The sequence below is a fragment of the Streptomyces sp. NPDC058683 genome, from assembly GCF_042716195.1.
In the GTDB taxonomy this organism is placed as follows: Bacteria; Actinomycetota; Actinomycetes; order Streptomycetales; family Streptomycetaceae; genus Streptomyces.
Window position 1 is genome coordinate 44677 of record NZ_JBHXSK010000033.1, and the last position, 22221, is coordinate 66897.

Genomic DNA, 22221 nt, shown 5'->3' on the forward strand with positions numbered 1-22221 from the left:
GAGGCCCCGGCAGAGGCCACGACCGAGAGGAACAGCACCATGAGCTTCCACAAGATCGTCCCCGTCAAGAAGAACCACAAGCCGGCCCCGGCCCCCAAGAAGCCCGCGCCGAAGAAGCCGGCCCCCAAGCGCCGCCCGGTCGGCGACCAGCACTGAGGCACGCGGCGAGGCGGGGTCACCGGTCAAGCGTGGTCGCGACCGGTGGTCCCGCCTCGGCCATGTCCGCCCGGACCTGGCCCGGTACCCCCCACCGATACCTCTGAAGGGAGTTGTCGACCATGAGAGAAGCCCGGGTGGCCTTCCGCCGCTTCTGGCCGCTGACCCGCGGCGACCGCAGGTGGCTCGGCGCGATCATCGCCTGCGTGGTGGTGGCCGCGCTCGCCGAGACCGCCGCGATCCTGCTCTTCGCCGACCTCACCGACAACGCCCTCAAGGCCGGTTCGCTCTCCGCCTTCTGGGGTCCGGCCGGCGCCTGGCTGGGCGTCGCCGCACTCGGCGCGTTCGTCGGCTACCTCGGCAACTCACTGGCCACCTGGACCGCCGAGCGATTCGTGCTGCGCCTGCGCGCCAAGGTCTTCCGGCACGTCCAGGACCTGCCGCCGCACTTCTTCCAGCGGCACCGCCAGGGCGACCTGGTGGAGCGCCTCACCGGTGACGTCGAGGCCATCGAGCAGATGGTCGTCTCCGGTGTCGTCGGCACCGTCGCCGCCGCCTTCTCCGCCGTCTTCTACGCGGCCGCCGCCTTCTGGCTGCGCTGGGACCTGGCCCTGGTCACCTTCGTCCTCGCGCCCCTGTTCCTGCTCGCCGCCCGCCGCTTCTCCGGCCGGATCAGAACGGCCTCCCAGGACGAGCGGGTCGCCGACGGCGCCATCACCTCCGTGGTCGAGGAGTCCCTCGGCAACGTCGTCCTCACCCAGGCGTACAACCGCCGCCGGGACGAGGAGAAGCGCCTCGACGTCGAGGCCCGCGCCTGGATGCGGGCGAGCGTGCGCGGCGCGCGGCTCAGCGAGATGTACGCGCAGTTCGTCGAGGTCGTCGAGACCCTCTGCGTGCTCGCCGTGATCGGCCTGGGCGTCTGGGAGATCTCCGCCGACCGGATGACCCTCGGCCAGCTCCTCGCCTTCGCCGCCTTCCTCGGCTACCTGTACCCGCCGGTCCGCAACCTCGGCCAGCTCGGCCTCACCCTCACCGCGGCCACCGCGGGCGCGGAGCGCATCGGCGAGATCCTGGACGCCGAACCCGCCGTCACCGACCCCGCCCGGCCGGTCGGCCCCTGGCCGGTGCGCGGCTGGGTCAGCTTCCACAACGTCTCCTTCCGCTACCCGGAGTCCCGCCGCGCCTCCCTCCGCGACGTCGACTTCGCGGCAGGACCCGGCGAACTGGTCCTGGTCACCGGCAAGAGCGGCGCCGGCAAGTCCACCCTGTCCAAGCTCCTCACCCGCTTCTACGACCCCTCGGCCGGCGTGATCTGCCTGGACGGCGTCCCGCTCACCGACGTACCCCTGGAGTTCCTCCGCGAGAACGTCGCCCTGCTCCCGCAGCAGACGCTGATCCTCAACGGCACGGTCCGCGAGAACATCGGGTGCGGGCGGCCGGGCGCGACCGACACGGAGATCGAGCAGGCGGCCCGGGACGCCGCCGCGCACGACTTCGTCACCGCGCTCCCCGAGGGCTACGACACCCACATCGCCCCCGGCACGGCCGCCCTCTCCGGCGGTCAGCTCCAGCGGATCGCCATCGCCCGCGCGATGCTGCGCGCCGCCCCGGTCCTCGTCCTCGACGAGCCGACGGCGGGCCTCGACGCGATCGCCGCCCGCCAGGTGGTCACCCCGCTGCGCCGGCTGATGGCGGGCCGGACGACCATCATGATCACGCACGACCTCACCCTCGCCCCCGACGCCGACCGCATCCTGGTCGTCGACCACGGCCGCCTGGTGGAGGCGGGCACACACGCCGAACTCCTCGCCCGCGACGGCGCCTACGCCGCCCTGGCCCATCCGCTCCCCGAGGCCGTCGCGGCGGCGCCGGCGTCGGCCCCGGACGAGACGATGATCCTCAGGTGGTAGCACCGCTCCTGAGCGTGTACCCCGTCCCGCGCACGGTGTGGATGAGCCGCGGTTCGCCGCGGCTCTCCAGTTTCCGCCGCAGGTACATGATGTAGACGTCCAGCGTGTTGGAGGCCGGCTCGAACTCGAACCCCCACACGTCCCGCAGGATCCGCTCCCGGCTGAGCACCCGCCCCGGGTGCCGCAGCAGGAACTCCAGCAGCGCGTACTCGGTCCTGGTCAGATCCAGCGCCCGGTCCCCGCGGCGCACGGTCCGGCTCCGCAGATCCATCGAGACGTCGTCATGGTCGAGGAACCGGTTCCCGGCCGGGGCCGGCACCGTCTCCCGCCGCGGACTGCGCCGCAGCAACGCCCGTACCCGGGCGAGGAGTTCCTCGGGTGCGAAGGGCTTGGCCAGGTATCCGTCCGCGCCGTTGTCGAGGGCGACGATGCGGTCTCCCACCGCGTTCCGCCCGGTGATCATCAGGATCGGCACGGTGGACCCGGAGGCCCGGATCCGCCGGGTGGCCGCCAGCCCGTCCAGCTCCGGCATCTCGACGTCCATCAGCACCAGGTCCGGCTTGCACTCCGGGGCCCCGAGGAGATCGAGGGCCACTCTGCCGTCCCCGGCGAGGAGCGTCTCGTACCCCTCGAACCTGAGCAGCCGGCCGATCCCGTCCCGCACGGCCGCGTCGTCGTCGGCCAGCAAAATCTTCCTCGCCAGTTGACTCGCCATCCGACAAAAGTGTGACGAGGCGCTGTGAGAGACCTGGGCCAGGGATGTGCCTGGGCTACGGCTGCCGGGCGGGCGGTCACAGCGGGGCCAGGGCGAACACGGCCGCGATGATCAGCGCCACCAGTGCCAGGGTCACCACCACGGTCCACGTCTTGCGCCGCGCGATCCGCCGTACGATCCGTTCCTCGACGTCCGGGCGTCGCTCCCAGGCGAGGCTGCGGTACGGGGCGGCGGCCAGACAGAGGTCGGTGACCTCGGCGTACGGGTCGTCCAGTTGCCAGTCGTTGAGCTGCGGGAGCAGGAACCGGCGGCCCTCGAAGTCGTACAGGTAGGCGACCCACTCCGGATACGTCGACCCGGCGCCGTTGCCCTCGGCACGCTCCACCCGGATGTCGTACACCTCCCGCCAGGCCCAGGTCCGTGCGCGCAGGGCCCACTGCGCGGTGATGCCGTGGGCCGTCACCCGGGTGTGTGCCCGGTACTGGTTCAGCGGGACCATGACCAGGATCGTCACGAGCAGCAGCCCGATCCCCAGTGAGCCCCATCTGCGCAGCCCGCTGTCGGCCGTGTAGACCTGCACGAGCGCCACCGCGATGATCGCGCCCGTCGCCGCGAAGTACCGCCCCGGCAGCCTGCGCCGTCTCCGGTACACGCGCTCCACGCCTGTCGCCTCCCCCATCGAGGCCCCCCTCCTCAGACCCGCACCGAACTGGTGCGCGACTGAGGAGAGGATAAGACCGCCCGCTGTGACGTCAGTTGGGCCGCCCGGCCAGGGAGCGGGGCGGCCGGGTGCTCCAGTACCACTGGAGTACGAGGCTCAGCGCGACGCCCGAGGCCAGCGGCACGCACACGATCAGCAGGAAGGGATGGTCCGACCGGTCCGTGAACACCAGCGCCAGGGAGACCACGAACATCACCACCATCATGGCGACGGCTCCGTACACGCCCCACGACCGTGCCTTGCGCCGCACGGCTCCCCGCAGGATCCGCTCCTCGACGTCCGGACGCCGCTGCCAGCCGAGGCTGCGCTGCGGGTCGGCGGCCAGGCACAGCTCCGAGACCTCGGCGTAGGGGTCGGCCAGCTGCCAGTCGTCGAGGTGCCGGAGCAGGAAGCGGCGGCCGTCGAAGTCGTACAGGTAGGTGAGCCACTGGGGACCGTCCCCGCCGAAGCCGCGCGGAACCGGCTCGACCCGGATGTCGTACACCTCGGACCAGGCCCAGGTACGGGTCCGCAGCGGTCCCCGCGCGGTGATCCCGGCGCTCGTGACCCTGGTGTACGAGCGTTACTGCTCCAGCAGGACCCGCGCCAGTGTCACGGCGATCAGCAGCATGATGAACGGCGGCCCCCACCAGTCCCGGTCGCCGTCGTCGCCGAAGAAACGGCCGGTCTGCATGAGGGCGTTGAGCAGCACCACCCCCAGCAGGACGAAGTACGACCCGGGCGGTCTTCGCCGCTTCCGGTACTCCCGTTCGAATCCGCCCTCGTCCATGTCCCGAGCCCCTCCCCAGACGCACCGAACGGGTGCGCGACTGGGGAGAGGATAAGCCGCTGAGTTGTGTGGTCCCCGTGCAGGTCAGGAAGGGGGTGCCGAGGTCGGGTCGGGCTTGCGGTCGGGGGAGGGGTACCCCGAACGGGTGAGGCCGATGAAAGATGGCCCGGCCGGTTTCATGGGGTGGCTATGGTGGAGCCATGACGGACACCACCACGATCCAGGTCTCCCGGCAGGCCCGAGATCACCTCGCGCAGATCGCCAAGGAAAGAGGGCTCACTCTGGGGCAGCTCGTGGACGAACTGGCGGCCCAGCAGTCCACGGCTGAGCAGATCGCCGAGCGACTCGCCGCCGATCGCCAGGTGGTGCGGGACGTGATCGGACTCGATATCAGCGACGAGGACTTCGACCAGGCTCCTGACGTGCTCGGGAACATCCGTCGGATTGCCGCCGAGAAGGCGCGCGCGGCCAGGGGAGCCGCAGCAGCGTGATCATCCTCGACACCAGCGCGACCCGCGCATTGGCGGCCGGCCACAAGACGCTCAACCTCCTGGCCGCGAACATGGCACGCACCCCTGGCGATCTCCTGCGTATCCCCGCGACCTGCCTGATGCAGGCGGAGTCCGAGGACGAGGGCGTCGCACGCCGCGTCCTCGCGTTCTCGTCCGTCGAGGTCGATGAACTGAACACGGCCGCAGCAGTCACCGTCGGCACCATGATCCGAGACGGCTACGGCGGAGCCGACACCTGCCACGCCCTGTACGCAGCGCTGCCCCGTCCCGACTTCAACGGGATGTCGATCCTCCTGACCGACCGCGAAGACCGTTACCCGCCGGGCGTGGTGGCCGTCGACATCGACTCCCCGGGCATGCTCGGCTTCTACTGAACCTCCGGAGGGCAAGGGAGAGACCGGTCGGCGCACATTCGGGTGACATATGCCTGAAGGCCTGATGTTCGAGGTGCTGCCGCCCACACGCCGGATCCCGTGACCCCGACACGAACGACTGATCCACGGAGTGCGAGGCGGCTATGGTCGTAGACCTGAAGCGTCGAAGGAGGGCACCGGTCATGACCGCTCACGCCACGGAGAACGACCAGGTCATCCCGCCGATGCCGGAGCGGACGCCGAGGGCGTTGCGTGCAGCCATCGCCGAGCACACACCCGAGCTGCTGCCTGATTTCGATGGGCACTGGAAGCGGGCGATCGCCGACGCCTACAACCTTGGTCCCGGGCAGGCGTTCGTGGCCCGCTGGTGGATCGAGTACGCGATCGCCCGTGACCCCGAACTCGACGCTCATCTCCACGACCTGGAACTTCGTGCGGCGGAATCCACCGACATCGCCGAAGCCAGGGCCCTGCTCGAAGAGGCGGCGAAGATCCGACACCGGGCTCTGCGGACGGAGCCCGGGGAGTGACCGACGAGTTCACGGGGCCGCCATGGCAGATGGACTGGCGACTCGATGCTCTCGCTGCCTTCGACGTGCTGCCCGATCACATCCGTGAGACCGTCCTGGCCGCGCGTGCCGAACTGGTCACAGCGAAGGACCCGTACTTCCGAGGCATCGGATCCGATGCCGGCCTGCCCGACGGCATGTGGGTCGAACCGGCACGGTCCAGTCATCCCAAAGGCCCTCGCGTCTTCTACTTCGACGACGGAAGCGGCTGGCTGACCTACACCTTCGTACCGCGGGCGGCAGACCCACAGATCATGGTGGAACTGGTCTTCTGGGCTGGGAACCCAGACCCCCTTATCCGACCTCCGGCGGAACCGTAGGCGCTCCCGGCAGCCGTACCGTCGCCACCGTGCCGCCGCCGCTCGCGCGGGCCAGGGTGACGTCGCCGCCGGCCTGCTGGACCGTGCGGGCCACGATGGACAGGCCGAGGCCGGAGCCCGGCAGGGCCCTCGCGCTCGGGGAGCGCCAGAAGCGGTCGAAGACGTGGGGGAGTTCGTCCTCCGGGATGCCGGGGCCGTGGTCGCGGACCGTGAGGATGCCGCGGTCCAGGGCGACGTCGATCGTGCCGCCCTCGGGGCTGAACTTCACCGCGTTGTCGAGGATGTTGACGATCGCCCGCTCCAGGGCGGAGGGCTCGGCGCGCACGAACCACGGCCGTACGTCCGCCGTGATCTTCAGCTCCGGGCCGCGCAGCTGGGCGCGACGCAGGGCCGCCTCGACCGTGTCCTGCAACGCCACCACCTGCACGCGTTCGCCGCGCTGGCCCTCCGACCGGGACAGCTCCTGGAGGTCGCCGATCAGCGACGCCAGCTCCGTCATCTGCGCCTTCACCGAGGCGAGCAGCGCCTTGCGGTCCGCCGGGGGGATCGGGCGGCCCGTCTCCTCACTGCGGGTGAGGAGCTCGATGTTCGTACGGAGGGAGGTGAGGGGGGTACGGAGCTCGTGGCCGGCGTCGGCGATGAGTTGCTGTTGCAGTTCCCGGGAGTTCGCGAGTGACGTCGTCATCGAGTTGAACGAGCGCGAGAGGCGGGCGATCTCGTCGTCCGACTCGTTCTCCACCGGGATGCGGATGCTCAGGTCCTCGGTGCGGGCGACGTGCTCCACGGCTTCGGTGAGTTCGTCGACGGGACGGAGACCGGCGCGGGCGACGGCGAGGCCGGCGGCTCCGGCGCCGAGAACTCCTACGCCGGAGACGAGAAGGAGCAGCAGAGCCAGGTCGCTGAGCGTCTTCTGGGTGTTCTTGAGAGGAACAGCGGTCATGAGGGCGACATCGGGGTAGATCCGCGGCCCCGAGCCGATGCCCTGGTTGACGACGACCAGGGGGATCGTCAACACACGGACATCGTTTCCTGAGGTGTCCACGCCGTTGCGGTAATAGCCCTTGCCGCTCGCCGGGTTCTTTGCAACGGCCTTGTCCGAAGCCGCCGTCTTCATGGTGCCAGGGGAATCCGCAGAGACACAGAACGTACCGTCGGCCTTGACCAACTGCGTGTAGTAGGAGTCACGGAACCGCAGACCGCCCGAGTCCGGGACCGAGTCGGAGTCCGTCGTCGCTCCAGGTTCCTGCGGGCACGCGGCAAGCAGATCCACCACGTTGTCGATCTGCACCGGATGTTGTGCCGACTTCTTCAGGTCGGCGTCCAACTGCTCGTACAGCTTCCCCTGCACGATGAACCAGCACGTCACCGATACCGCCGCCACCGCGAACGCCACCGCCGCCGCGACCAGCATCGACAGGCGGGCGCGGATCGGGAGGTTGCGGAAGCGGCGGGCGAGCCTGTTCACTCCGCGCCGCCCTGGCGCAGGACGTACCCGACGCCGCGCACGGTGTGGACGAGGCGGGGTTCGCCGCCCGCCTCGGTCTTGCGGCGGAGGTACATGACGTAGACGTCGAGGGAGTTGGAGGAGGGCTCGAAGTCGAAGCCCCAGACGGCCTTGAGGATCTGCTCGCGGGTGAGGACCTGGCGCGGGTGGGCCATGAACATCTCCAGGAGCGTGAACTCGGTGCGGGTCAGCTCCACCTGGCGGCCGGCCCGGGTGACCTCGCGGGTCGCCAGGTCCATGCGCAGGTCGGCGAAGGTGAGCGCCTCGTCCTCCGCGCCCCCGTCGGTCACCGTGCCCGCGTAGGAGCTGCGGCGCAGCAGGGCACGGATGCGGGCGAAGAGTTCGTCGAGTTCGAACGGCTTGACCAGGTAGTCGTCGGCCCCGGCATCGAGCCCGGTGACGCGGTCGCCGACCGTGTCGCGGGCCGTCAGCATCAGGATCGGGGTCGTGTCGCCCGCCCCGCGGATCCGGCGGGCCGCGGTCATGCCGTCCATCCGCGGCATCTGGATGTCGAGGACGATCAGGTCCGGCTTGTAGGCCGTGGCCTTCTCCAGCGCGTCCGCCCCGTCGACCGCGACCTCGGTCTCGTACCCCTCGAAGGCCAGGCTGCGCTGGAGGGCTTCGCGTACGGCCGGCTCGTCGTCGACGATCAGGATGCGCTGGGGGTCACGGTCGCCTTCGGCGGGGCTCATCGCTCGCGGTTCCTCGGGGTGTGATGGATCGGGGTGCGGTGGGTCGTGGTGGGACGCCTCTCAGCCTCGCATGTTTCCGGGCTGTCGGGTATGCACGCCGGTGGGGTGGTACACACCCCTAGCCGCGTACCAGGGTCATGCGGCTCAGCGGCACCTTGCGCTGGTGCGGGCGGGCCGTGGACATGCGCAGCCCCATCAGCTGCGGGGCCGGCGCGACCTCCGGGGCGCGCGGGGCCGGGGCCACCGCCGCCTCGGTCGGTGCGTGGAGTTCGTACGCCACGTCGAGGGCCAGACCGAGAGAGGCCGGGGTGGTGCCGGTCGTCTTGTGCGAAACCTGCTTGATCATGACGTACTCCCTTGCGCTCGGTGTGCTCGTGGTGCCGTGCTTCAGCTGGTGGAGCCCGCCCGCAGCTTGGCCAGGTCGGACTTGACGGTGTTGATCGGGATGGCGAAGCCGAGGCCGACGCTGCCCGCGTCCGAGGAGGACGACGAGGAGTCCGAACTGGCCGAGTACATCGCCGAGTTGATGCCGATGATGTTGCCGCCGGCGTCGATCAGCGCGCCGCCGGAGTTGCCGGGGTTCAGCGAGGCGTCGGTCTGGATCGCCTTGTAGGTCGTCGTCGAGGAGCCCGTGTCGCCGTTGAACTGCTGGCCGCCGAAGGAGAACGGCCACTGGCCGTTGCCGCCGCCCTGGCTCTGCTGGTCCTGGCCCTCGTCGGTGGAGACGGTCACGTCCCGGTTGAGCGAGGAGACGATGCCGCTGGTGACGGTGCCGCTGAGGCCCTCGGGGGAGCCGATCGCGACGACCGTGTCGCCGACCTGGACGCCGTCGGAGTTGCCGAGGGTGGCGGGCGAGAGGCCGGACGCGTCCTGGAGCTTGACGAGGGCGAGGTCCTTGGCGCTGTCGGTGCCGACGACCTCGGCGGTGTAGGACTTGCCGGTGCTGGTCGTCGCCTTGATCGACTGGGCGCCGGAGATCACGTGGTTGTTGGTGACGATCTCGCCGTCGCTGCTGATGACGACGCCGGAGCCGGTGGAGGTGCCGTTGCTGAGGGTGGCGGTGATCTCGACGACGCTCGGGCTGACGGCGGCGGCGATCGTGGCGACGTCGCCCTTCTTGCTGGAGGGCACCACGCTGGTGGTGGTGGAGCTGGAGACGACGTCGTTCTTGCCGGTCAGCTCCTGGAAGGCGTACGCCGTGCCGCCGCCGACGGCCGCCGCGACGATCGCGACCGCGGCGAGCAGGGCTATCGGGCCCCGGCTGCGCTTCTGCTTCGCGTGGGCCGAGTGCTCCGGGTGCTCCGCCGTGTGCAGCGGCGGCTCCGCCGAGTACTCCGGGAGCTGCGCGGTCTCCGGCTCCACGGTGACCTGGGGGGCGGCCTGCTGCAGCGGCTGCTGCACCGGCTGGTGGGCCGGCGGGGGCGGCCACTCCGGGTTCACGGGGGTGGAGGCGTGCTGCTGCTGGGGGTACGCGCCCTGGTAGGCGTCACCCTGGGGACCCTGGGGGTTCTCGTACTCGCCGCTGCGGCGGAGGCTCTCGGTCATGACAAGAAGCTTGTCCCGTGACCATGAGAGCTTCCTGAGGGCCCGCTGAGAACGCCCCGAGAAGCGCGTTTGCCCGATATAAGGAACCTTCTCGCAGGTCGGGCGGGGTTCTCATGAGCCGTTCATAAAGGGTTTCCTGTGGGACCTGTGGGTCCTGTGGCCGCGGCCCGGTGGGGGCTGGTCGCGCCCGCGCGGCGGTAGCCGCATATCGAATACAGCCCCGCGCCCCTTCAGGGGCGCGGGGAACTGCGCGAGCAACCACGACGCACCCGCGGCCGAAGAACAACCGGCGCTCGCGGAGCTACCCGCAGCCGCAGGAACCCCGCACCACCAGCCGTGAAGGAAACGTCTTCAGGCGCTCCCTCCGCGATCCCCCCACCCGCAGCCCGTCGTCGAGGACCAGGTCCACCGCCGCCCGTGCCATCGCCGGGCGGTCCGATGCGATCGTGGTCAGCGGCGGATCCGCCAGCGCCGCCTCCTTGATGTCGTCGAAGCCGGCCACCGCCAGCTCCCCCGGCACGTCGATGCGCAGCTCGCGGGCCGCCCGCAGCAGGCCGATCGCCTGGTCGTCGGTGGAGCAGAAGAACGCCGGGGGCCGATCGGGCCCCGACAGGACCTCCAAGGCCACCCGGTACGCGTCGTACCGGTTGTACGGCGCCTCGAACAGCCGGCCCTCCGTGGTCAGGCCCGCCTCGTTCATGGCCCGCCGCCAGCCCTCGACGTGATCGGAGACCGGGTCGCCGACGGCCGGGGTCTCGGCGGTGCCGCCCATACAGGCCACGTATTCGTAGCCGTGCTCCAGCAGATGGCGTACGGCCAGCTGGGCGCCGCCCAGGTCGTCGGTCACCACCGCGACGTCGTCGATCGCCTCCGGGTGCTCGTGCAGCAGCACCACCCGGGCGTCCCAAGCCTCGATCTCCGCGGCGGCCTGGTCGTTCAGCGCGTGGGAGACGAGGATGAGGCCCGAGACCCGCATCCCGAGGAACGCGCGCAGATAGTGGACCTCGCGCTCGGCGACGTAGTCGGTGTTGCCGACCAGCGCCATCTTCCCGCGCTCGGACGCGGCCTGCTCCACCGCGTGCGCCAGCTCGCCGAAGAACGGCTGACGGGCGTCCGGGATGATCAGGCCTATGAGGTCCGTGCGCCGCGATGCCATCGCCTGGGCGACCCGGTCGGGCCGGTACCCCAGTTCCTTGATCGCGGCGAGGACACGCTCGCGCGTGGCCGGTGCGACCGGCCGGGGTCCGTTGTTGATGACATAACTGACAACGGCGGTGGAAGTACCCGCCAGCCGCGCCACATCATCCCGAGTCACCTTGGCCACGCGCGGAGTCTACGCGGATGGACCCGCTCTGGGCAGGGCGTATCGAAGCTTCGCTTGCGGAAGCAATGCCCTGTCCGGGCGACGGCCATGCCTCGCCCGGACCACCACTACGCCTCCGCGGGTACCTCGACCGCGTCCAGGGCCGCCGAAGCGTCCGCATCCTCCGGCTTTGGACCCTCCGTCCGTGCCCTGGACTCGTCGCTGACCCGCTCGCCCCGCTCGCCCTTCTCGGGGGTAACGAATCGATAACCGACGTTCCGGACGGTCCCGATCAAGGACTCGTGCTCCACGCCGAGCTTGGCACGCAGCCGCCGTACGTGTACGTCGACGGTCCGGGTGCCGCCGAAGTAGTCGTAACCCCAGACCTCCTGGAGCAGCTGTGCACGAGTGAACACCCGGCCGGGGTGCTGGGCCAGGTACTTGAGGAGCTCGAACTCCTTGAAGGTGAGGTCGAGGACCCGTCCCTTGAGCTTGGCGCTGTACGTCGCCTCGTCCACCGAGAGGTCGCCGTTGCGGATCTCCATGGGCGAGTCGTCGTTGACGATCTGCTGGCGGCCCATGGCGAGCCGCAGCCGGGCCTCGACCTCGGCCGGGCCGGCCGTGTCGAGGAGTACGTCGTCGATGCCCCAGTCGGCGGTGACGGCGGCGAGGCCGCCCTCGGTGACGACCAGGATCAGCGGACAGCCGGGGCCGGTGGAGCGGAGCAGCTGGCAGAGGCTGCGCACCTGCGGGAGGTCGCGGCGGCCGTCGATGAGGATGACGTCGGCGCCCGGGGTGTCGACGAGGGCGGGGCCCTCGGCCGGGGCGACCCGCACGTTGTGCAGAAGCAGCCCGAGGGCCGGCAGCACCTCCGTCGAAGGCTGGAGGGCGTTGGTCAGGAGCAGCAGAGAACTCATATGTCTGGTTCCTCCTCGGTCCCTGCGAGGACTGTGTGCAATGACACTGCGCTGCGCTCCCGAGCCTCCGTACATCCGCGGTCACCTGGAGTTTCCCGCTTCGTATACAGAGCTTCCGAAAGCACAAAAGGACCCGGTGGCGGCGCTGCCCGAGTCCTCTGCCCAGCAGAATAGCCCACATGAGCATCGGTCCGGCAGGTCGTGTGGCACGTTCCATCGTTCGTCCGACATATGAGACGAGCAGAAACGCCTCTATGCGGACGTTTCTGCGCACGGACGACGGGGTTTCCATCGATTCCGTATACGATCCCGCCTCCGTCGTATACGACGGCTCCCGGTCACTCTCCCGTGACCTGGTGTTCGTCCTGGCTCACGGGTTCACCGGCGACGTGGACCGGCCGCACGTACGACGGGTGGTGGCCGCCCTGACGGATTACGCTCCGGTGGTCAGCTTCTCCTTCCGGGGCCACGGCCGCTCCGGCGGGCGCACCACCGTCGGCGACCGCGAGGTCCTCGACCTGGCGGCGGCGGTGCGCTGGGCGCGCCGCTTCGGGCACACCCGCGTGGTGACCGTCGGCTTTTCTATGGGCGGCTCGGTGGTGCTGCGGCACGCGGCGCTGAACGCCGGGGTGGACGCCGTGGTCTCGGTGTCGTCCCCCGCCCGCTGGTACTACCGGGGCACCGCCCCCATGCGCCGCGTCCACTGGCTGGTCACCAGACCGGCGGGCCGGCTGGTCGGCCGCTACGGCTTCCGCACCCGTATCCACTACCGCGACTGGAACCCGGTGCCGCTGTCCCCGGTGGAGGCGGTGCCGAAGATCGCCCCCACCCCGCTGCTGATCGTGCACGGCGACAGCGACGGCTACTTCCCGGTCGACCACCCCAGGATGCTCGCGGACGCCGCCGGCGGCGCGGCCGAGCTCTGGCTGGAGCCCGGCATGGGCCACGCCGAACACGCCGCGGACGACCGGCTGCTGGCCAGGATCGGCGACTGGGCGGCTTCCCGGGCGGGCTAGCCTGAGCCCGTACAACAGCCACACAGGTACACAGCCACACAGTTACACAGCCGACCGAATTGTTCTTGCTGAGTCTCTTGAGGAACCTGATGCCCAAGGTCACGGTGCGCTACTGGGCCGCCGCGAAGGCCGCGGCCGGGATCGCCGAGGAGCCGTACGACGCGGACACCCTCGCCGAGGCGCTGGACGCGGTGCGTGCGCGACACCCCGGGGAACTCGCGCACGTCCTGCGGCGATGCTCCTTCCTCGTCGACGGTGACCCCGTGGGGACGCGCGAGCATGAGACGGTACGGCTGGCCGAGGGCGGCACGGTCGAGGTGCTCCCGCCGTTCGCAGGAGGGTGAGCGAGACCGATGACCAACCAGCCGTACGAGGACTACGACCCGTACCAGCAGCCCCCCGCCCAGCCCCAGTGGGGGTACGAGGAGCAGCAGTACGCCACCCAGCAGTGGCAGGGGCAGACCTGGGAGACGCAGACGCACGCGCCGGTGCAGGCGGCACAGCCGCAGGCCCCGGCCGCGGAGGCGGCGTACATGCCCCAGCAGACGTACGCACCGGCACAGCAGCAGGCACAGCAGCAGGCACAGCAGCAGGCACAGCAGCAGGCACAGCCGCACGCACAGCAGCCGCAGCCGCAGCAGCAGGCGCACGCACAGCAGCAGCCTGCCTACACGCAGCAGCCGCAGCAGGCACCGCAGCCGCCGCAGTCGGCGCACACGCCGGCCCCGGCGCCCGCGCCCGGCTCCGGCCCCGCTGAGACCGGCTCCGGCTACGGTCCCGCGACCCTCGCCGGCAACGCGCGCATCACCGACGCGCAGCGGGCCCGCCTGGAGGGCCGCTCGCCGATCATCGAGCCGGGCATGCAGCCGGCGCTGCTGACCGGCCTGCTGGGCCTGCTGCTGGCGGTGGCGGCCCCGATCTCCTCGTACGCCCTGGTGGTCCCCCTGGTGATCCTCCAGGCGGTGACGGCGGCGGGCTGGTTCCGGCTGAACGGCATGTGGCCGGCCCGCCAGGGCATCGCCCTCGCCTTCCTGGGCGCGCTGGCGGCGGACGCCGCGGTGCTGGTGGCGGGCCGCGACCAGGCCCCGGCGGCGATCCTGGGCCCGCTGGGCATCTGGGTCCTGCTCTCCCTGGTCCTCCAGCTCCGCTCGCACGCGGACCCCGACACCCGTATGTACGGCCTGATGGCCACGGTCGCCGCCTCCGCGCTGGCGATCATCGCGACGGGCTTCCTGGGCGCGGACCCGGACGCGGCGTCGGTGGGCGCGGCGGCGGTCGCGGTGGCGGTGGTGGCGCGGGCGCTGCCGCTGCCGACGGTGGCGTCGGTGATCGTGTCGGTGCTGGCCGCGGCCGGGGCGGGCATCGCGGTGGGCGGCATGACCGGGGTGGGCACCAAGGGCGCGCTGATCGGGGCGGGGGCCGCGGTGTGCGCGCTGGCCGGGCACCGGGCGGCGAGCTACGACTACCCGTCGAAGTTCGTCCACTTCACGGCGGGCGTGGCGCTGCCGCTGGCCGCGGCGGCACCGGCGGTGTGGATTCTGGGGCGCTGATCGCGGCGGCCCGTCAAGGGCACGCGGTCGCCCGCACTGTCACAGGTGGTCGACAATCTCCGGTGGGATCGCTCCCACGGGGCTAGCGTGAGATCACCGACGTGCACAGCCGACTCGCCGACCCGGGGGACCCCATCTCATGCGCGCCCTGCGAATATTCCTGATCGTCGTCGTCATCCTCGGCGTGCTCTTCGTGGTCGTCGACCGCGTCGCCGTGCACTTCGCCGAGGGCGAGGCCGCCGGGAAGCTGAAGACGACGGAGGGCCTCGCGAGCACCCCGGACGTCTCCATCAAGGGCTTCCCGTTCCTCACCCAGGTCGCCGGCGGCACGCTGGACGACGTGGAGGTCGGCATCAAGGACTACGACGCCACCACCGGCACCGCCGGCAAGACGATCCGTATCGAGGACCTCAAGGCCGACATGAAGGGCGTCACCTTCACCGGCGACTACAGCTCCGCCACCGCGCAGACCGCCACCGGTACCGCGCTCATCTCCTACAGCGAGCTGCTGAAGAACGCGGACGCGCAGCCCAGCGACCTCGGCCTCGGCTTCACCGGCAAGGTCATCGGTCTCGCCGACGGCGGCAACGGCAAGATCAAGGTCACCCTCGACGTCACCGTCCCCGGCGTGGACGCCCACCAGAAGGTGACGGTCCTGAGCACGGTGACCGTCAAGAACAACACCGTGCAGGTGCACGCCGACAACCTGCCCAAGCTCCCCGGGGCCGGCCTCGCGGAGGACCGGTTCCGGCAGGCCTCCGACTTCCAGCAGGCGATCAGCCAGCTCCCCGGCGGTATCCAGCTGGACAAGGTGGAGGCGGCGGCGGACGGTGTGGAGATCGGGGTGAAGGGTTCGAACGTCCGGCTGGCCGGGTAGAAGGCGCCACGGCGGCGGCCGACACGGCAGACGGAACCCGTCCATCTGTCGAGACGGCGGTGTCCGTACCGTAGATATGACAACGGGTGGGGCGGGACGGCTGCCGCCCGATCACGCCCCGGGCTCCCATCCCGTCCCATAATCCGGACGATCGTGTCTCATCATGCGACATGCCGGTGACATGTCCGGTCATCCGTCCCTACGATCGAGCCCATGAAGCGTCAGGCGGATCTCACGAAGCGGCGGGCAGTCGACCTGTGCCGCGTCGCCGCCATGCTCTGTCGCCCCTTCTGACGGTGGAGGCCCCTGCCTCCGCATCCCCCCGCCCTCCCCTGCCGAGGGCATCCGTGCGCGTCCGCGCGCACCCACCCGCACTCGCACGCCCCGCCGCAACTGCCCCGGAGGAGAAAGAGCATGAGCCGCAGCGACGTCCTGGTCGACGCCGACTGGGTCCAGGACAACCTGGACAACGCCGACATCGCGATCGTGGAGGTGGACGAGGACACGTCCGCCTACGAGAAGAACCACATCCGAGGCGCGATCCGGATCGACTGGACCAAGGACCTGCAGGACCCGGTCCGCCGCGACTTCATCGACCAGGAGGGCTTCGAGAAGCTCCTGTCGGCGAAGGGCATCGCCAACGACACGCTGGTGATCCTGTACGGCGGCAACAACAACTGGTTCGCGTCCTACGCCTACTGGTACTTCAAGCTCTACGGCCACGACAACGTCAAGCTCCTCGACGGCGGCCGCAAGAAGTGGGAGCTGGACGCCCGCGAGCTGGTCGAGGAGGTGCCCGAGCGCGCCGAGACCTCCTACCAGGCGAAGCCGCAGAACACCGCGATCCGCGCCTTCCGTGACGACGTCGTCGCCGCGATCGGCTCGCAGAACCTCGTCGACGTCCGTTCCCCCGACGAGTTCTCCGGCAAGCTGCTCGCCCCGGCCCACCTGCCGCAGGAGCAGTCGCAGCGCCCGGGCCACGTCCCGTCCGCGCGCAACATCCCGTGGTCGAAGAACGCCAACGACGACGGCACCTTCAAGTCGGACGACGAGCTCAAGGAGCTCTACGCCGAGGAGCAGGTGGACCTCGCCAAGGACACCATCGCCTACTGCCGTATCGGCGAGCGCTCGGCCCTGACCTGGTTCGTCCTGCACGAGCTGCTCGGTGTCGAGAACGTCAAGAACTACGACGGCTCCTGGACCGAGTACGGCAGCCTCGTCGGCGTCCCGATCGAGCTCGGCGCCAACAAGTAGGACCCCGCAGGACCCCGCAACACCCCCGGCAAGTCCCCAGACCGACCTTTCAAGACCTCAACAGGAGTACGACATGTGTGGAGCGAAGGCCGGCGGCCCGGACAGCTCGACGATCAAGCCCGGTGAGACCACGATCCAGGGTCAGGTGACCCGCGACGGCGAGCCGGTGACGGGCTACGTCCGCCTCCTCGACTCGACCGGCGAGTTCACCGCGGAGGTCCCGACCTCCGCCACCGGACAGTTCCGCTTCTACGCGGCGGAGGGCACCTGGACCGTCCGAGCCCTCGTCCCCGGCGCCACCGCCGACCGCACGGTCGTCGCCCAGCAGGGCGGCCTGGCCGAGGTCGCGATCACGGTCTGACCAGCTGAACGCAAGGGCCGCACCCCGGGTCGAAGACCCGAGGCGCGGCCCTTCGCCGTATCCAGACCCCGGACCTACCCTTGAGTCATGCTCGCCCGGCGTCGTCGCGTGTACTTCGTCATGATGGGGATCTGTATCGGTCTCTTCGTCCTGGCCTGGGGAGTCGTGCGTATCTGGTCCGTCCCCGCCGCCGTGGGGATGTGTGTGGTGGCCATGGTCATCCCGCCCGTCGCCGCGATGGTCGCGAACCGGCGGGGCCCCGACGACCGCTGGTGGGACGACCCCTCCGGTGACCCCAAGTCCGACGAGTGGTGGGACGAGCTGGACGGGAAGAAGCGCCCCCGGCCCTGAGTCCCGACGTGCCCGGCCTATCGGAACGCCCCGACGTTGCGCTGGGCCCACGCGGCGAAGGTCCGGGGCGGACGGCCGAGCACTCCCTCGATGTCCGGGCTCAGCCGCAGCTCGCCCGCGTTGGGCTCGCCGAGGACGGCCAGCGTCGTCTCCACCACCGGCTCCGGCATGAACGCGGCCATCCGGGCGTGCGCCGCGGCCCGGGTCAGCTCCACGAACCGCACCGGCTCGCCGAGCGCCGCACCGATGGCCGCCGCCTGCTCCCGGGGCGTGACGGCCGCCGGGCCGTTCAACTCGTAGACCCGGCCCGCGTGTTCGTCCTTGCGCAGGGCCACCGCGGCGACCTCCGCGATGTCCGCCGGATCGACCACCGGGATCCCGACGTCACCGAACGGCGCGGCGACCGTCCGCTCGGCGCGCACCGACTCCGCCCAGGCGTAGGCGTTGGAGGCGAAGCCGCCGGGCCTGAGGATCGTCCAGGCCAGGCCCGATCCGCGTACCGCGTCCTCGACCGCCCGCATCGCTCCGCCGTGCGAGGGCGACTCCGGCCGGGTCACCACGCCCTGCGAGGAGAGCAGCACCACCCGCGCCACCCCGGCGTCCTTGGCCACCGCCAGCACGGCCCGCGCGTCGAGCCCGTGGCCGCCCGTGCCGCCGTCGTGCAGGAACAGCGCCTCCGCACCGTCGAGCGCCGGCCGCAGACTCTCCGGCTCGGCCAGGTCGGCCCGCACCTGTACGACCCCCGCCGGCAGGTCCACGGGGGCGATCCCCCGCGACACCGCCGTCACCCGTTCCCCGGCCGCCGCCAGGGCCGCCACCAGCGACCTGCCCACGTTCCCGGTCGCACCCGTCACCACGATCATGCTCAACTCCCGTATTTTCCGGTGGTCTTCCGCGATGACAGCGACGCTAACAGTGCCGGTATAGTAGGTACCTAGAGGAAAGTGACTACCTCAGAGGGGTGTGGCTCATGACGACCGCGACGCGACGGCCCGCGCCCGACCCCCTGTCCGACCCCGAGCTGGCCTGCCCGGTCTCCCCGGTCGTGGACATCGTGTTCAGCCGGTGGACGACACCGATCCTCTGGTCCCTGCACACCTTCGGCCGCCAGCGGTTCGTCCAGCTGGAGCGCCGGATCAAGGGCATCACGCCGAAGGTGCTCACCCAGCGGCTGCGCCAGCTGGAGCGCGACGGCCTGGTGGTGCGCACCTACCACCCCGAGGTGCCGCCGCGCGTCGAGTACGAGATCAGCGACCTCGGCACCACCCTCGCCCCGCTCTTCGCCCACCTCGCCGACTGGGCCGGCACCCACCTCGACGACGTCGAGACGGCCCGGCAGCGCTACGACGAGGCACAGAGCTAGTAGACGAGCGCCTGCGTCCCGTCCGTCATCGCCTCCTGCACGAAGACCTGCGCACCCGCGATCCGTACGCCCTCGATGACGTCCTTCTCCGTGATGTCCCGGCGGGCCGCGCACTGCGTGCAGAGCGTGAGCGTGCCGCCCGCCAGGATCGAGTCGACCAGGTCCGGCAGCGGAGCGGCATGCGGCAACTCGAACTCGGCGGCCCGCCCCGGCAGCGCGAACCACGCGGACTCGCCGGTCAGCCACATCGACACCTCGACGCCACTCGCGACGGCCACCGCCGCCACCGTGAACGCCTGCGAGCACCGCTCCGGGGCGTCCGCCCCGGCCGTCACCTTGATCACGAGCTTCTTCGCCATGCCTGCAGGGTAATCGGGCCGCGTCATGGCTGGTGCTCCGCGCGCTGGTGCTGGCGCAGCAGCACGTTCGCGTCGGTGGCCGCGCTGTGGTCGTACGCGACCAGCGCGGTCTCTCTTCGATCGCCGAGGTCCGCGCACTCGGCGCAGCCGGGGACGGGCCGGGGTGGTCGGCTCAGGTCGTCGGGGGACGGCGGTACGGCCCAGGTACTTCGGTCGTTCGCCGCGCGCACGCCGGCACTGAGCCGCTCTCTGTCGGTAGCGGGGCGTAGCGTCGCCGGGTCGGCCTGCCACTCCCTGCCGCCGCCGACGGGACGCAGTATCGCGTACGGCCCCGACTGGTCCCGGTACTCGCCGACCTGGTCGGTGGCGGTGTCGTAGAACAAGGTTCCGGGCTCCATGGCATTTGCTCCTTTCGTCCAACATCTATACGAAATGCGTGAGTTGGACTACTCTGGGTACCGAGGCTGCTACGAGCATGGCCCGGAGGTGGCGTCGGCACGCCGATGGCGAGCGGTTCTTCCCCGTCTGGCGGCGCTAATTCCACAAATTCCATGGCGTACCAGGGAGGGGTGCGGTGCCGCAGAGGCGCGTGGTGACGGGGCGTAGTCAGGAGCCCAGGCAACGGTTCGCGGAGGAATTAAGGCACCTGAGGACCGAGAAGGGGGTGAGCCTGAGGGAGCTGGCCGAGGAACTGGGCTGGGACGCCTCCAACTTCGGCAAGATGGAGAGCGGGCGGAGCCTGGGGAGCCCGGAGGTCGTGGAGGCGCTGGACCAGTACTACGGGACGCCGGGGTTGTTGCTGGCCATGTGGGAGTTGGCGGTGGGGGATCCGTCGCAGTTCAAGGAGCAGTACCGGCGGTACATGGTGCTGGAGGCCGAGGCGGTGAGCCTGTGGCAATACTCCGTGAGCAGGCCCCCAGGGTTGCTTCAGACGGACGGCTACGCACGTGAGGCGCTAACGGCTGGGGGTCTGATGGACGAAGAACTGGACCAGCAGGTCGAGGCGCGAATCGGGCGTCGAAGTGTGCTGCAGGGGTCAGACGCGCCGCACTTCCGAGTCATCCTCTTCGAGGCGGTGCTGCGCAACTCGCTCCGCGATCGCCGGGATTGGCGCGTGCAACTGGAGTACCTGGCGGAGGCTGCGGGGCGCCCGAACATCACCCTTCACGTGCTGCCGTTCGGTACGGGCCTGCACGGCTTGGACAGCACCGACACTATGTTCCTCCGGCTGTCGGACGGCCGTACCGTTGCGTACGCCGAAAACGACGTACGGGGCGAACTCATCGAAGAATCCAGCAAGGTTGAGCGCCTGCACCGCACATATGATGACGTACGTGACCTGGCTCTGACGCCTGCGGAGTCGCGGACGTTCATCTTGCGAATGTTGGAGGAAGTGCCGTGCGAGCCATCGACCTGAGCAGCATGACGTGGCGCAAGAGCAGCTACAGCAACTCTGACGGTGGCAACTGCATCGAAGTCTCCGACGACCTCCTCCGTACCGCCACCTGGTACAAGAGCAGTTACAGCAACACGGACGGCGGCGAATGCCTCGAAGTCGCCGCCGGCCTCCCCTCCCTCGTCCCCGTCCGTGACAGCAAGGACCCCTCTCGCGGCGCCCTCCTCTTCGGCGCCTCCGCCTGGGCGGCCTTCGTCGACGGAGTCGTCACGCGCTGACCCTCAGGCCGTCCAAGGTCAGGTCGAGCAGGCGCTCGGCCCGGTCGCGTTGTTCGGGCTTCGCCGAGGTGACGGCGATGCCTTCGAGGGCCGCAGCCAGGTCCGCGGGGCTGATGTCGGTCCGGATCGCGCCCGCGGCCACGCACGCGTCCATCAGGGCGCTGATGGCGGCCTGGACCATCTCCCGGCTCTGGCCGTAGGGGCTGTTTCCCGTCGCGGCGATGGCGCGCAGGGCGTCGATCATGCCGTACTTCGTGGTGACGTAGTCCAGGAAGAGGCGGGTCCAGGCGTGCAGGGCCGCGTAGGGCGGCTGCGCCGCGAGCAGGCCGGGGACGGCGTCGCAGAGCTGGGCCACCTCGTTGCGGTAGACGGCCTCGATCAGGGCCTCGCGGGTGGCGAAGTTGCGGTAGAGGGTCGCGCTGCCCACGCCCGCCTCCTTGGCGATGCGCTCCAGGTGCACGTCCAGGCCCTCGTCGGCGAACATCCGCACCGCGGCCGCGAGGATCTTGTCTCTGTTGCGCTGTGCGTCAGCCCGCACCGGGATCTCCTTCGACTTGCTAAGTGGGGGCGTGTCCGTTTACCGTCGGGATAAGTGGTGGCGCCTCCACTTTCATCGTAGGCCATGCTCTGGCCTGCGCACATCCCCCTTGGAAGGGCGTTGATCATGTCAGCAGGGATCGAGGGCAAGGTCGTAGCGATCACAGGTGCGAGCAGCGGTATCGGCGCGGCGACGGCGAGCTACCTCGCCGAGAAGGGCGCACGGCTCGTGCTCGGGGCCCGGCGGGAGGACCGGCTGGCCGCGGTGGTGGAGGAGATCACGGCGAAGGGCGGCTCGGCCGTCGGGGTCGTCGTCGACGTGACGCGCCGGGCGGACCTGGGGCGGCTCACGGACACGGCGGTCGAGCGGTTCGGGCGCCTGGACGTCCTGGTCTCCAACGCCGGGACGATGGCGGTGTCGCCGTTCGACGAACTGCGCCAGGACGACTGGGACGCGATGGTCGCGACGCACATCACCGGCCTGCTGAACGGTATCGGGGCGGCGCTCCCGGTCTTCCGGCGGCAGCGTGCCGGCCAGTTCGTCAACGTCGCCTCCACCGCGGCCAACGTCGTGAAGTCCCCGATGGGCGTCTATGCGGCCACCAAGACGGCGGTGAAGGTGCTGACCGAGGGGCTGCGGCAGGAGTCGGGACCCGACCTGCGGGTCACCCTGGTCTCGCCCGGGTTCACCGACACCGAGGGGGTGGGCAAGGCAGGGAGTGCCGAGGCGGCGGCAGCGCTGGTCCGGCAGCGCGACGAGATCGCCATGCCGCCCTCCGCCGTCGCGTCCGCGATCGGTTACGCGATCGAGCAGCCCGCCGGTGTCGACATCAGCGAGATCGTCGTCCGGCCCACCGTGCAGGCCTGACGCC

General features: G+C 70.4%; 30 protein-coding genes and 1 pseudogene. 17 read left to right on the plus strand and 14 right to left on the minus strand.

The annotated features are described in order from the left end of the window. Positions 1-278: 278 nt before the first annotated feature. Positions 279-2066, plus strand: a complete 1788-nt coding sequence (locus tag ACFWXC_RS32025; protein ID WP_384483951.1) for an ABC transporter ATP-binding protein — start codon at positions 279-281, stop codon at positions 2064-2066. Here ACFWXC_RS32025 and ACFWXC_RS32030 read toward each other — a convergent pair. From ACFWXC_RS32030 to ACFWXC_RS32045, 4 genes and pseudogenes are all read right to left on the minus strand, one after another. Then, positions 2056-2781, minus strand: coding sequence for a response regulator transcription factor (locus tag ACFWXC_RS32030; RefSeq protein WP_384483953.1), 726 nt, complete (start codon positions 2779-2781; stop codon positions 2056-2058). The genes ACFWXC_RS32025 and ACFWXC_RS32030 overlap by 11 nt on opposite strands. Positions 2782-2857: 76 nt before the next feature. After that, positions 2858-3460, minus strand: coding sequence for a PH domain-containing protein (locus ACFWXC_RS32035; protein WP_384483955.1), 603 nt, complete (start codon positions 3458-3460; stop codon positions 2858-2860). 73 nt (positions 3461-3533) lie between these two features. Then, positions 3534-4052, minus strand: a pseudogene (locus ACFWXC_RS32040) (PH domain-containing protein); the annotation flags it as partial. A 12-nt stretch (positions 4053-4064) separates the two neighbouring features. After that, positions 4065-4271 carry a hypothetical protein gene (locus tag ACFWXC_RS32045; protein ID WP_384483957.1) on the minus strand — a complete coding sequence of 69 codons (207 nt, stop codon included), beginning with the start codon at positions 4269-4271 and terminating at the stop codon, positions 4065-4067. A gap of 200 nt (positions 4272-4471) precedes the next feature. Here ACFWXC_RS32045 and ACFWXC_RS32050 point away from each other — a divergent pair, with 200 nt between their 5' ends. The 4 genes from ACFWXC_RS32050 to ACFWXC_RS32065 all read left to right on the plus strand — a co-directional run bounded on the left by ACFWXC_RS32050 (position 4472) and on the right by ACFWXC_RS32065 (position 6046). Then, positions 4472-4762 carry a hypothetical protein gene (locus ACFWXC_RS32050; RefSeq protein ID WP_384483959.1) on the plus strand — a complete coding sequence of 97 codons (291 nt, stop codon included), beginning with the start codon at positions 4472-4474 and terminating at the stop codon, positions 4760-4762. Further along, a complete protein-coding gene (locus ACFWXC_RS32055) occupies positions 4759-5157 on the plus strand; it encodes a hypothetical protein (RefSeq protein ID WP_384483961.1) in 399 nt (132 codons plus the stop codon). The genes ACFWXC_RS32050 and ACFWXC_RS32055 overlap by 4 nt, the downstream gene beginning before the upstream one ends. 182 nt (positions 5158-5339) lie before the next feature. Continuing rightward, positions 5340-5687 carry a DUF6247 family protein gene (locus ACFWXC_RS32060; RefSeq protein ID WP_384483963.1) on the plus strand — a complete coding sequence of 116 codons (348 nt, stop codon included), beginning with the start codon at positions 5340-5342 and terminating at the stop codon, positions 5685-5687. Next, positions 5684-6046 carry a hypothetical protein gene (locus ACFWXC_RS32065; RefSeq protein WP_384483965.1) on the plus strand — a complete coding sequence of 121 codons (363 nt, stop codon included), beginning with the start codon at positions 5684-5686 and terminating at the stop codon, positions 6044-6046. The genes ACFWXC_RS32060 and ACFWXC_RS32065 overlap by 4 nt, the downstream gene beginning before the upstream one ends. Here ACFWXC_RS32065 and ACFWXC_RS32070 read toward each other — a convergent pair. The 6 genes from ACFWXC_RS32070 to ACFWXC_RS32095 all read right to left on the minus strand — a co-directional run bounded on the left by ACFWXC_RS32070 (position 6021) and on the right by ACFWXC_RS32095 (position 12007). Next, on the minus strand, positions 6021-7511 hold the full coding sequence (locus tag ACFWXC_RS32070; protein WP_384483967.1) for an ATP-binding protein: 1491 nt from the start codon (positions 7509-7511) through the stop codon (positions 6021-6023). The genes ACFWXC_RS32065 and ACFWXC_RS32070 overlap by 26 nt on opposite strands. Continuing rightward, positions 7508-8242: a response regulator transcription factor gene (locus ACFWXC_RS32075; protein WP_384483969.1), complete on the minus strand. Its 735-nt coding sequence runs from the start codon at positions 8240-8242 to the stop codon at positions 7508-7510. Before ACFWXC_RS32075 ends, ACFWXC_RS32070 begins: the two co-directional genes overlap by 4 nt. 118 nt (positions 8243-8360) lie before the next feature. After that, a complete protein-coding gene (locus ACFWXC_RS32080) occupies positions 8361-8588 on the minus strand; it encodes a hypothetical protein (protein ID WP_384483971.1) in 228 nt (75 codons plus the stop codon). A gap of 41 nt (positions 8589-8629) precedes the next feature. Continuing rightward, complete coding sequence (locus tag ACFWXC_RS32085; RefSeq protein WP_384483973.1) at positions 8630-9787, minus strand: S1C family serine protease; 1158 nt, start codon at positions 9785-9787, stop codon at positions 8630-8632. Between the two features lie 301 nt (positions 9788-10088). Beyond that, positions 10089-11111 carry a LacI family DNA-binding transcriptional regulator gene (locus ACFWXC_RS32090; RefSeq protein WP_384483975.1) on the minus strand — a complete coding sequence of 341 codons (1023 nt, stop codon included), beginning with the start codon at positions 11109-11111 and terminating at the stop codon, positions 10089-10091. Between the two features lie 107 nt (positions 11112-11218). Continuing rightward, on the minus strand, positions 11219-12007 hold the full coding sequence (locus ACFWXC_RS32095) for a response regulator transcription factor (RefSeq protein ID WP_384483977.1): 789 nt from the start codon (positions 12005-12007) through the stop codon (positions 11219-11221). Between the two features lie 179 nt (positions 12008-12186). On the opposite strand from ACFWXC_RS32095, the gene ACFWXC_RS32100 reads away from it, so the two are divergent. The 8 genes from ACFWXC_RS32100 to ACFWXC_RS32135 all read left to right on the plus strand — a co-directional run bounded on the left by ACFWXC_RS32100 (position 12187) and on the right by ACFWXC_RS32135 (position 17416). Then, complete coding sequence (locus tag ACFWXC_RS32100; RefSeq protein ID WP_384483979.1) at positions 12187-13023, plus strand: alpha/beta hydrolase; 837 nt, start codon at positions 12187-12189, stop codon at positions 13021-13023. Between the two features lie 89 nt (positions 13024-13112). Then, positions 13113-13367 carry a MoaD/ThiS family protein gene (locus ACFWXC_RS32105; protein WP_351708925.1) on the plus strand — a complete coding sequence of 85 codons (255 nt, stop codon included), beginning with the start codon at positions 13113-13115 and terminating at the stop codon, positions 13365-13367. Between the two features lie 9 nt (positions 13368-13376). Then, on the plus strand, positions 13377-14573 hold the full coding sequence (locus ACFWXC_RS32110) for a hypothetical protein (protein WP_384483981.1): 1197 nt from the start codon (positions 13377-13379) through the stop codon (positions 14571-14573). A 139-nt stretch (positions 14574-14712) separates the two neighbouring features. Beyond that, positions 14713-15450: a DUF2993 domain-containing protein gene (locus ACFWXC_RS32115; RefSeq protein WP_384483983.1), complete on the plus strand. Its 738-nt coding sequence runs from the start codon at positions 14713-14715 to the stop codon at positions 15448-15450. 213 nt (positions 15451-15663) lie between these two features. Beyond that, on the plus strand, positions 15664-15744 hold the full coding sequence (locus ACFWXC_RS32120; RefSeq protein ID WP_350751515.1) for an Ms5788A family Cys-rich leader peptide: 81 nt from the start codon (positions 15664-15666) through the stop codon (positions 15742-15744). A gap of 120 nt (positions 15745-15864) precedes the next feature. Beyond that, positions 15865-16704 (plus strand): sulfurtransferase, encoded by an 840-nt coding sequence (locus ACFWXC_RS32125; RefSeq protein ID WP_384483985.1) that lies wholly within the window; start codon positions 15865-15867, stop codon positions 16702-16704. 73 nt (positions 16705-16777) lie between these two features. Then, positions 16778-17065, plus strand: coding sequence for a DUF1416 domain-containing protein (locus tag ACFWXC_RS32130; RefSeq protein ID WP_384483987.1), 288 nt, complete (start codon positions 16778-16780; stop codon positions 17063-17065). An 87-nt stretch (positions 17066-17152) separates the two neighbouring features. After that, complete coding sequence (locus tag ACFWXC_RS32135; protein ID WP_351708939.1) at positions 17153-17416, plus strand: DUF3099 domain-containing protein; 264 nt, start codon at positions 17153-17155, stop codon at positions 17414-17416. Positions 17417-17433: 17 nt separating this feature from the next. Here ACFWXC_RS32135 and ACFWXC_RS32140 read toward each other — a convergent pair whose 3' ends face one another. After that, positions 17434-18279: an SDR family oxidoreductase gene (locus ACFWXC_RS32140; RefSeq protein ID WP_384483990.1), complete on the minus strand. Its 846-nt coding sequence runs from the start codon at positions 18277-18279 to the stop codon at positions 17434-17436. Positions 18280-18386: 107 nt separating this feature from the next. Between ACFWXC_RS32140 and ACFWXC_RS32145 the strand changes: the two genes are divergently transcribed. Further along, positions 18387-18779: a winged helix-turn-helix transcriptional regulator gene (locus ACFWXC_RS32145; protein WP_384483992.1), complete on the plus strand. Its 393-nt coding sequence runs from the start codon at positions 18387-18389 to the stop codon at positions 18777-18779. On the opposite strand, the gene ACFWXC_RS32150 is transcribed toward ACFWXC_RS32145, so the two are convergent. Next, entirely contained in the window at positions 18776-19138 is a 363-nt protein-coding gene (locus ACFWXC_RS32150; protein ID WP_384483994.1) for a DsrE family protein, read from the minus strand. The genes ACFWXC_RS32145 and ACFWXC_RS32150 overlap by 4 nt on opposite strands. Positions 19139-19161: 23 nt before the next feature. Next, positions 19162-19536 (minus strand): hypothetical protein, encoded by a 375-nt coding sequence (locus ACFWXC_RS32155; protein WP_384483996.1) that lies wholly within the window; start codon positions 19534-19536, stop codon positions 19162-19164. A gap of 176 nt (positions 19537-19712) precedes the next feature. Between ACFWXC_RS32155 and ACFWXC_RS32160 the strand changes: the two genes are divergently transcribed. Beyond that, a complete protein-coding gene (locus ACFWXC_RS32160; RefSeq protein WP_384483998.1) occupies positions 19713-20555 on the plus strand; it encodes a helix-turn-helix domain-containing protein in 843 nt (280 codons plus the stop codon). After that, entirely contained in the window at positions 20537-20812 is a 276-nt protein-coding gene (locus tag ACFWXC_RS32165; protein ID WP_384484000.1) for a DUF397 domain-containing protein, read from the plus strand. The genes ACFWXC_RS32160 and ACFWXC_RS32165 overlap by 19 nt, the downstream gene beginning before the upstream one ends. Here the strand turns inward: ACFWXC_RS32165 and ACFWXC_RS32170 are convergent. Next, the gene (locus ACFWXC_RS32170) at positions 20802-21350 is read right to left on the minus strand and encodes a TetR/AcrR family transcriptional regulator (RefSeq protein WP_384484002.1); all 549 of its coding nucleotides are present in this window, start codon (positions 21348-21350) and stop codon (positions 20802-20804) included. The genes ACFWXC_RS32165 and ACFWXC_RS32170 overlap by 11 nt on opposite strands. Before the next feature lie 126 nt (positions 21351-21476). Here ACFWXC_RS32170 and ACFWXC_RS32175 point away from each other — a divergent pair, with 126 nt between their 5' ends. Then, entirely contained in the window at positions 21477-22217 is a 741-nt protein-coding gene (locus ACFWXC_RS32175) for an SDR family oxidoreductase (protein ID WP_384484004.1), read from the plus strand. The last annotated feature ends 4 nt before the right edge of the window (positions 22218-22221 follow it).

Excerpts from the sequence above, each read along its gene's own strand:
- ACFWXC_RS32025 (WP_384483951.1), top strand. The coding sequence starts at position 279 with ATGAGAGAAGCCCGGGTGGCCTTCCGCCGCTTCTGGCCGCTGACCCGC.
- ACFWXC_RS32030 (WP_384483953.1), bottom strand. The coding sequence starts at position 2,781 with ATGGCGAGTCAACTGGCGAGGAAGATTTTGCTGGCCGACGACGACGCG.
- ACFWXC_RS32035 (WP_384483955.1), bottom strand. The coding sequence starts at position 3,460 with ATGGGGGAGGCGACAGGCGTGGAGCGCGTGTACCGGAGACGGCGCAGG.
- ACFWXC_RS32045 (WP_384483957.1), bottom strand. The coding sequence starts at position 4,271 with ATGGACGAGGGCGGATTCGAACGGGAGTACCGGAAGCGGCGAAGACCG.
- ACFWXC_RS32050 (WP_384483959.1), top strand. The coding sequence starts at position 4,472 with ATGACGGACACCACCACGATCCAGGTCTCCCGGCAGGCCCGAGATCAC.
- ACFWXC_RS32060 (WP_384483963.1), top strand. The coding sequence starts at position 5,340 with ATGACCGCTCACGCCACGGAGAACGACCAGGTCATCCCGCCGATGCCG.
- ACFWXC_RS32075 (WP_384483969.1), bottom strand. The coding sequence starts at position 8,242 with ATGAGCCCCGCCGAAGGCGACCGTGACCCCCAGCGCATCCTGATCGTC.
- ACFWXC_RS32080 (WP_384483971.1), bottom strand. The coding sequence starts at position 8,588 with ATGATCAAGCAGGTTTCGCACAAGACGACCGGCACCACCCCGGCCTCT.
- ACFWXC_RS32085 (WP_384483973.1), bottom strand. The coding sequence starts at position 9,787 with ATGACCGAGAGCCTCCGCCGCAGCGGCGAGTACGAGAACCCCCAGGGT.
- ACFWXC_RS32095 (WP_384483977.1), bottom strand. The coding sequence starts at position 12,007 with ATGAGTTCTCTGCTGCTCCTGACCAACGCCCTCCAGCCTTCGACGGAG.
- ACFWXC_RS32100 (WP_384483979.1), top strand. The coding sequence starts at position 12,187 with ATGAGCATCGGTCCGGCAGGTCGTGTGGCACGTTCCATCGTTCGTCCG.
- ACFWXC_RS32105 (WP_351708925.1), top strand. The coding sequence starts at position 13,113 with ATGCCCAAGGTCACGGTGCGCTACTGGGCCGCCGCGAAGGCCGCGGCC.
- ACFWXC_RS32110 (WP_384483981.1), top strand. The coding sequence starts at position 13,377 with ATGACCAACCAGCCGTACGAGGACTACGACCCGTACCAGCAGCCCCCC.
- ACFWXC_RS32115 (WP_384483983.1), top strand. The coding sequence starts at position 14,713 with ATGCGCGCCCTGCGAATATTCCTGATCGTCGTCGTCATCCTCGGCGTG.
- ACFWXC_RS32120 (WP_350751515.1), top strand. The coding sequence starts at position 15,664 with ATGAAGCGTCAGGCGGATCTCACGAAGCGGCGGGCAGTCGACCTGTGC.
- ACFWXC_RS32125 (WP_384483985.1), top strand. The coding sequence starts at position 15,865 with ATGAGCCGCAGCGACGTCCTGGTCGACGCCGACTGGGTCCAGGACAAC.
- ACFWXC_RS32130 (WP_384483987.1), top strand. The coding sequence starts at position 16,778 with ATGTGTGGAGCGAAGGCCGGCGGCCCGGACAGCTCGACGATCAAGCCC.
- ACFWXC_RS32135 (WP_351708939.1), top strand. The coding sequence starts at position 17,153 with ATGCTCGCCCGGCGTCGTCGCGTGTACTTCGTCATGATGGGGATCTGT.
- ACFWXC_RS32140 (WP_384483990.1), bottom strand. The coding sequence starts at position 18,279 with ATGATCGTGGTGACGGGTGCGACCGGGAACGTGGGCAGGTCGCTGGTG.
- ACFWXC_RS32145 (WP_384483992.1), top strand. The coding sequence starts at position 18,387 with ATGACGACCGCGACGCGACGGCCCGCGCCCGACCCCCTGTCCGACCCC.
- ACFWXC_RS32150 (WP_384483994.1), bottom strand. The coding sequence starts at position 19,138 with ATGGCGAAGAAGCTCGTGATCAAGGTGACGGCCGGGGCGGACGCCCCG.
- ACFWXC_RS32155 (WP_384483996.1), bottom strand. The coding sequence starts at position 19,536 with ATGGAGCCCGGAACCTTGTTCTACGACACCGCCACCGACCAGGTCGGC.
- ACFWXC_RS32175 (WP_384484004.1), top strand. The coding sequence starts at position 21,477 with ATGTCAGCAGGGATCGAGGGCAAGGTCGTAGCGATCACAGGTGCGAGC.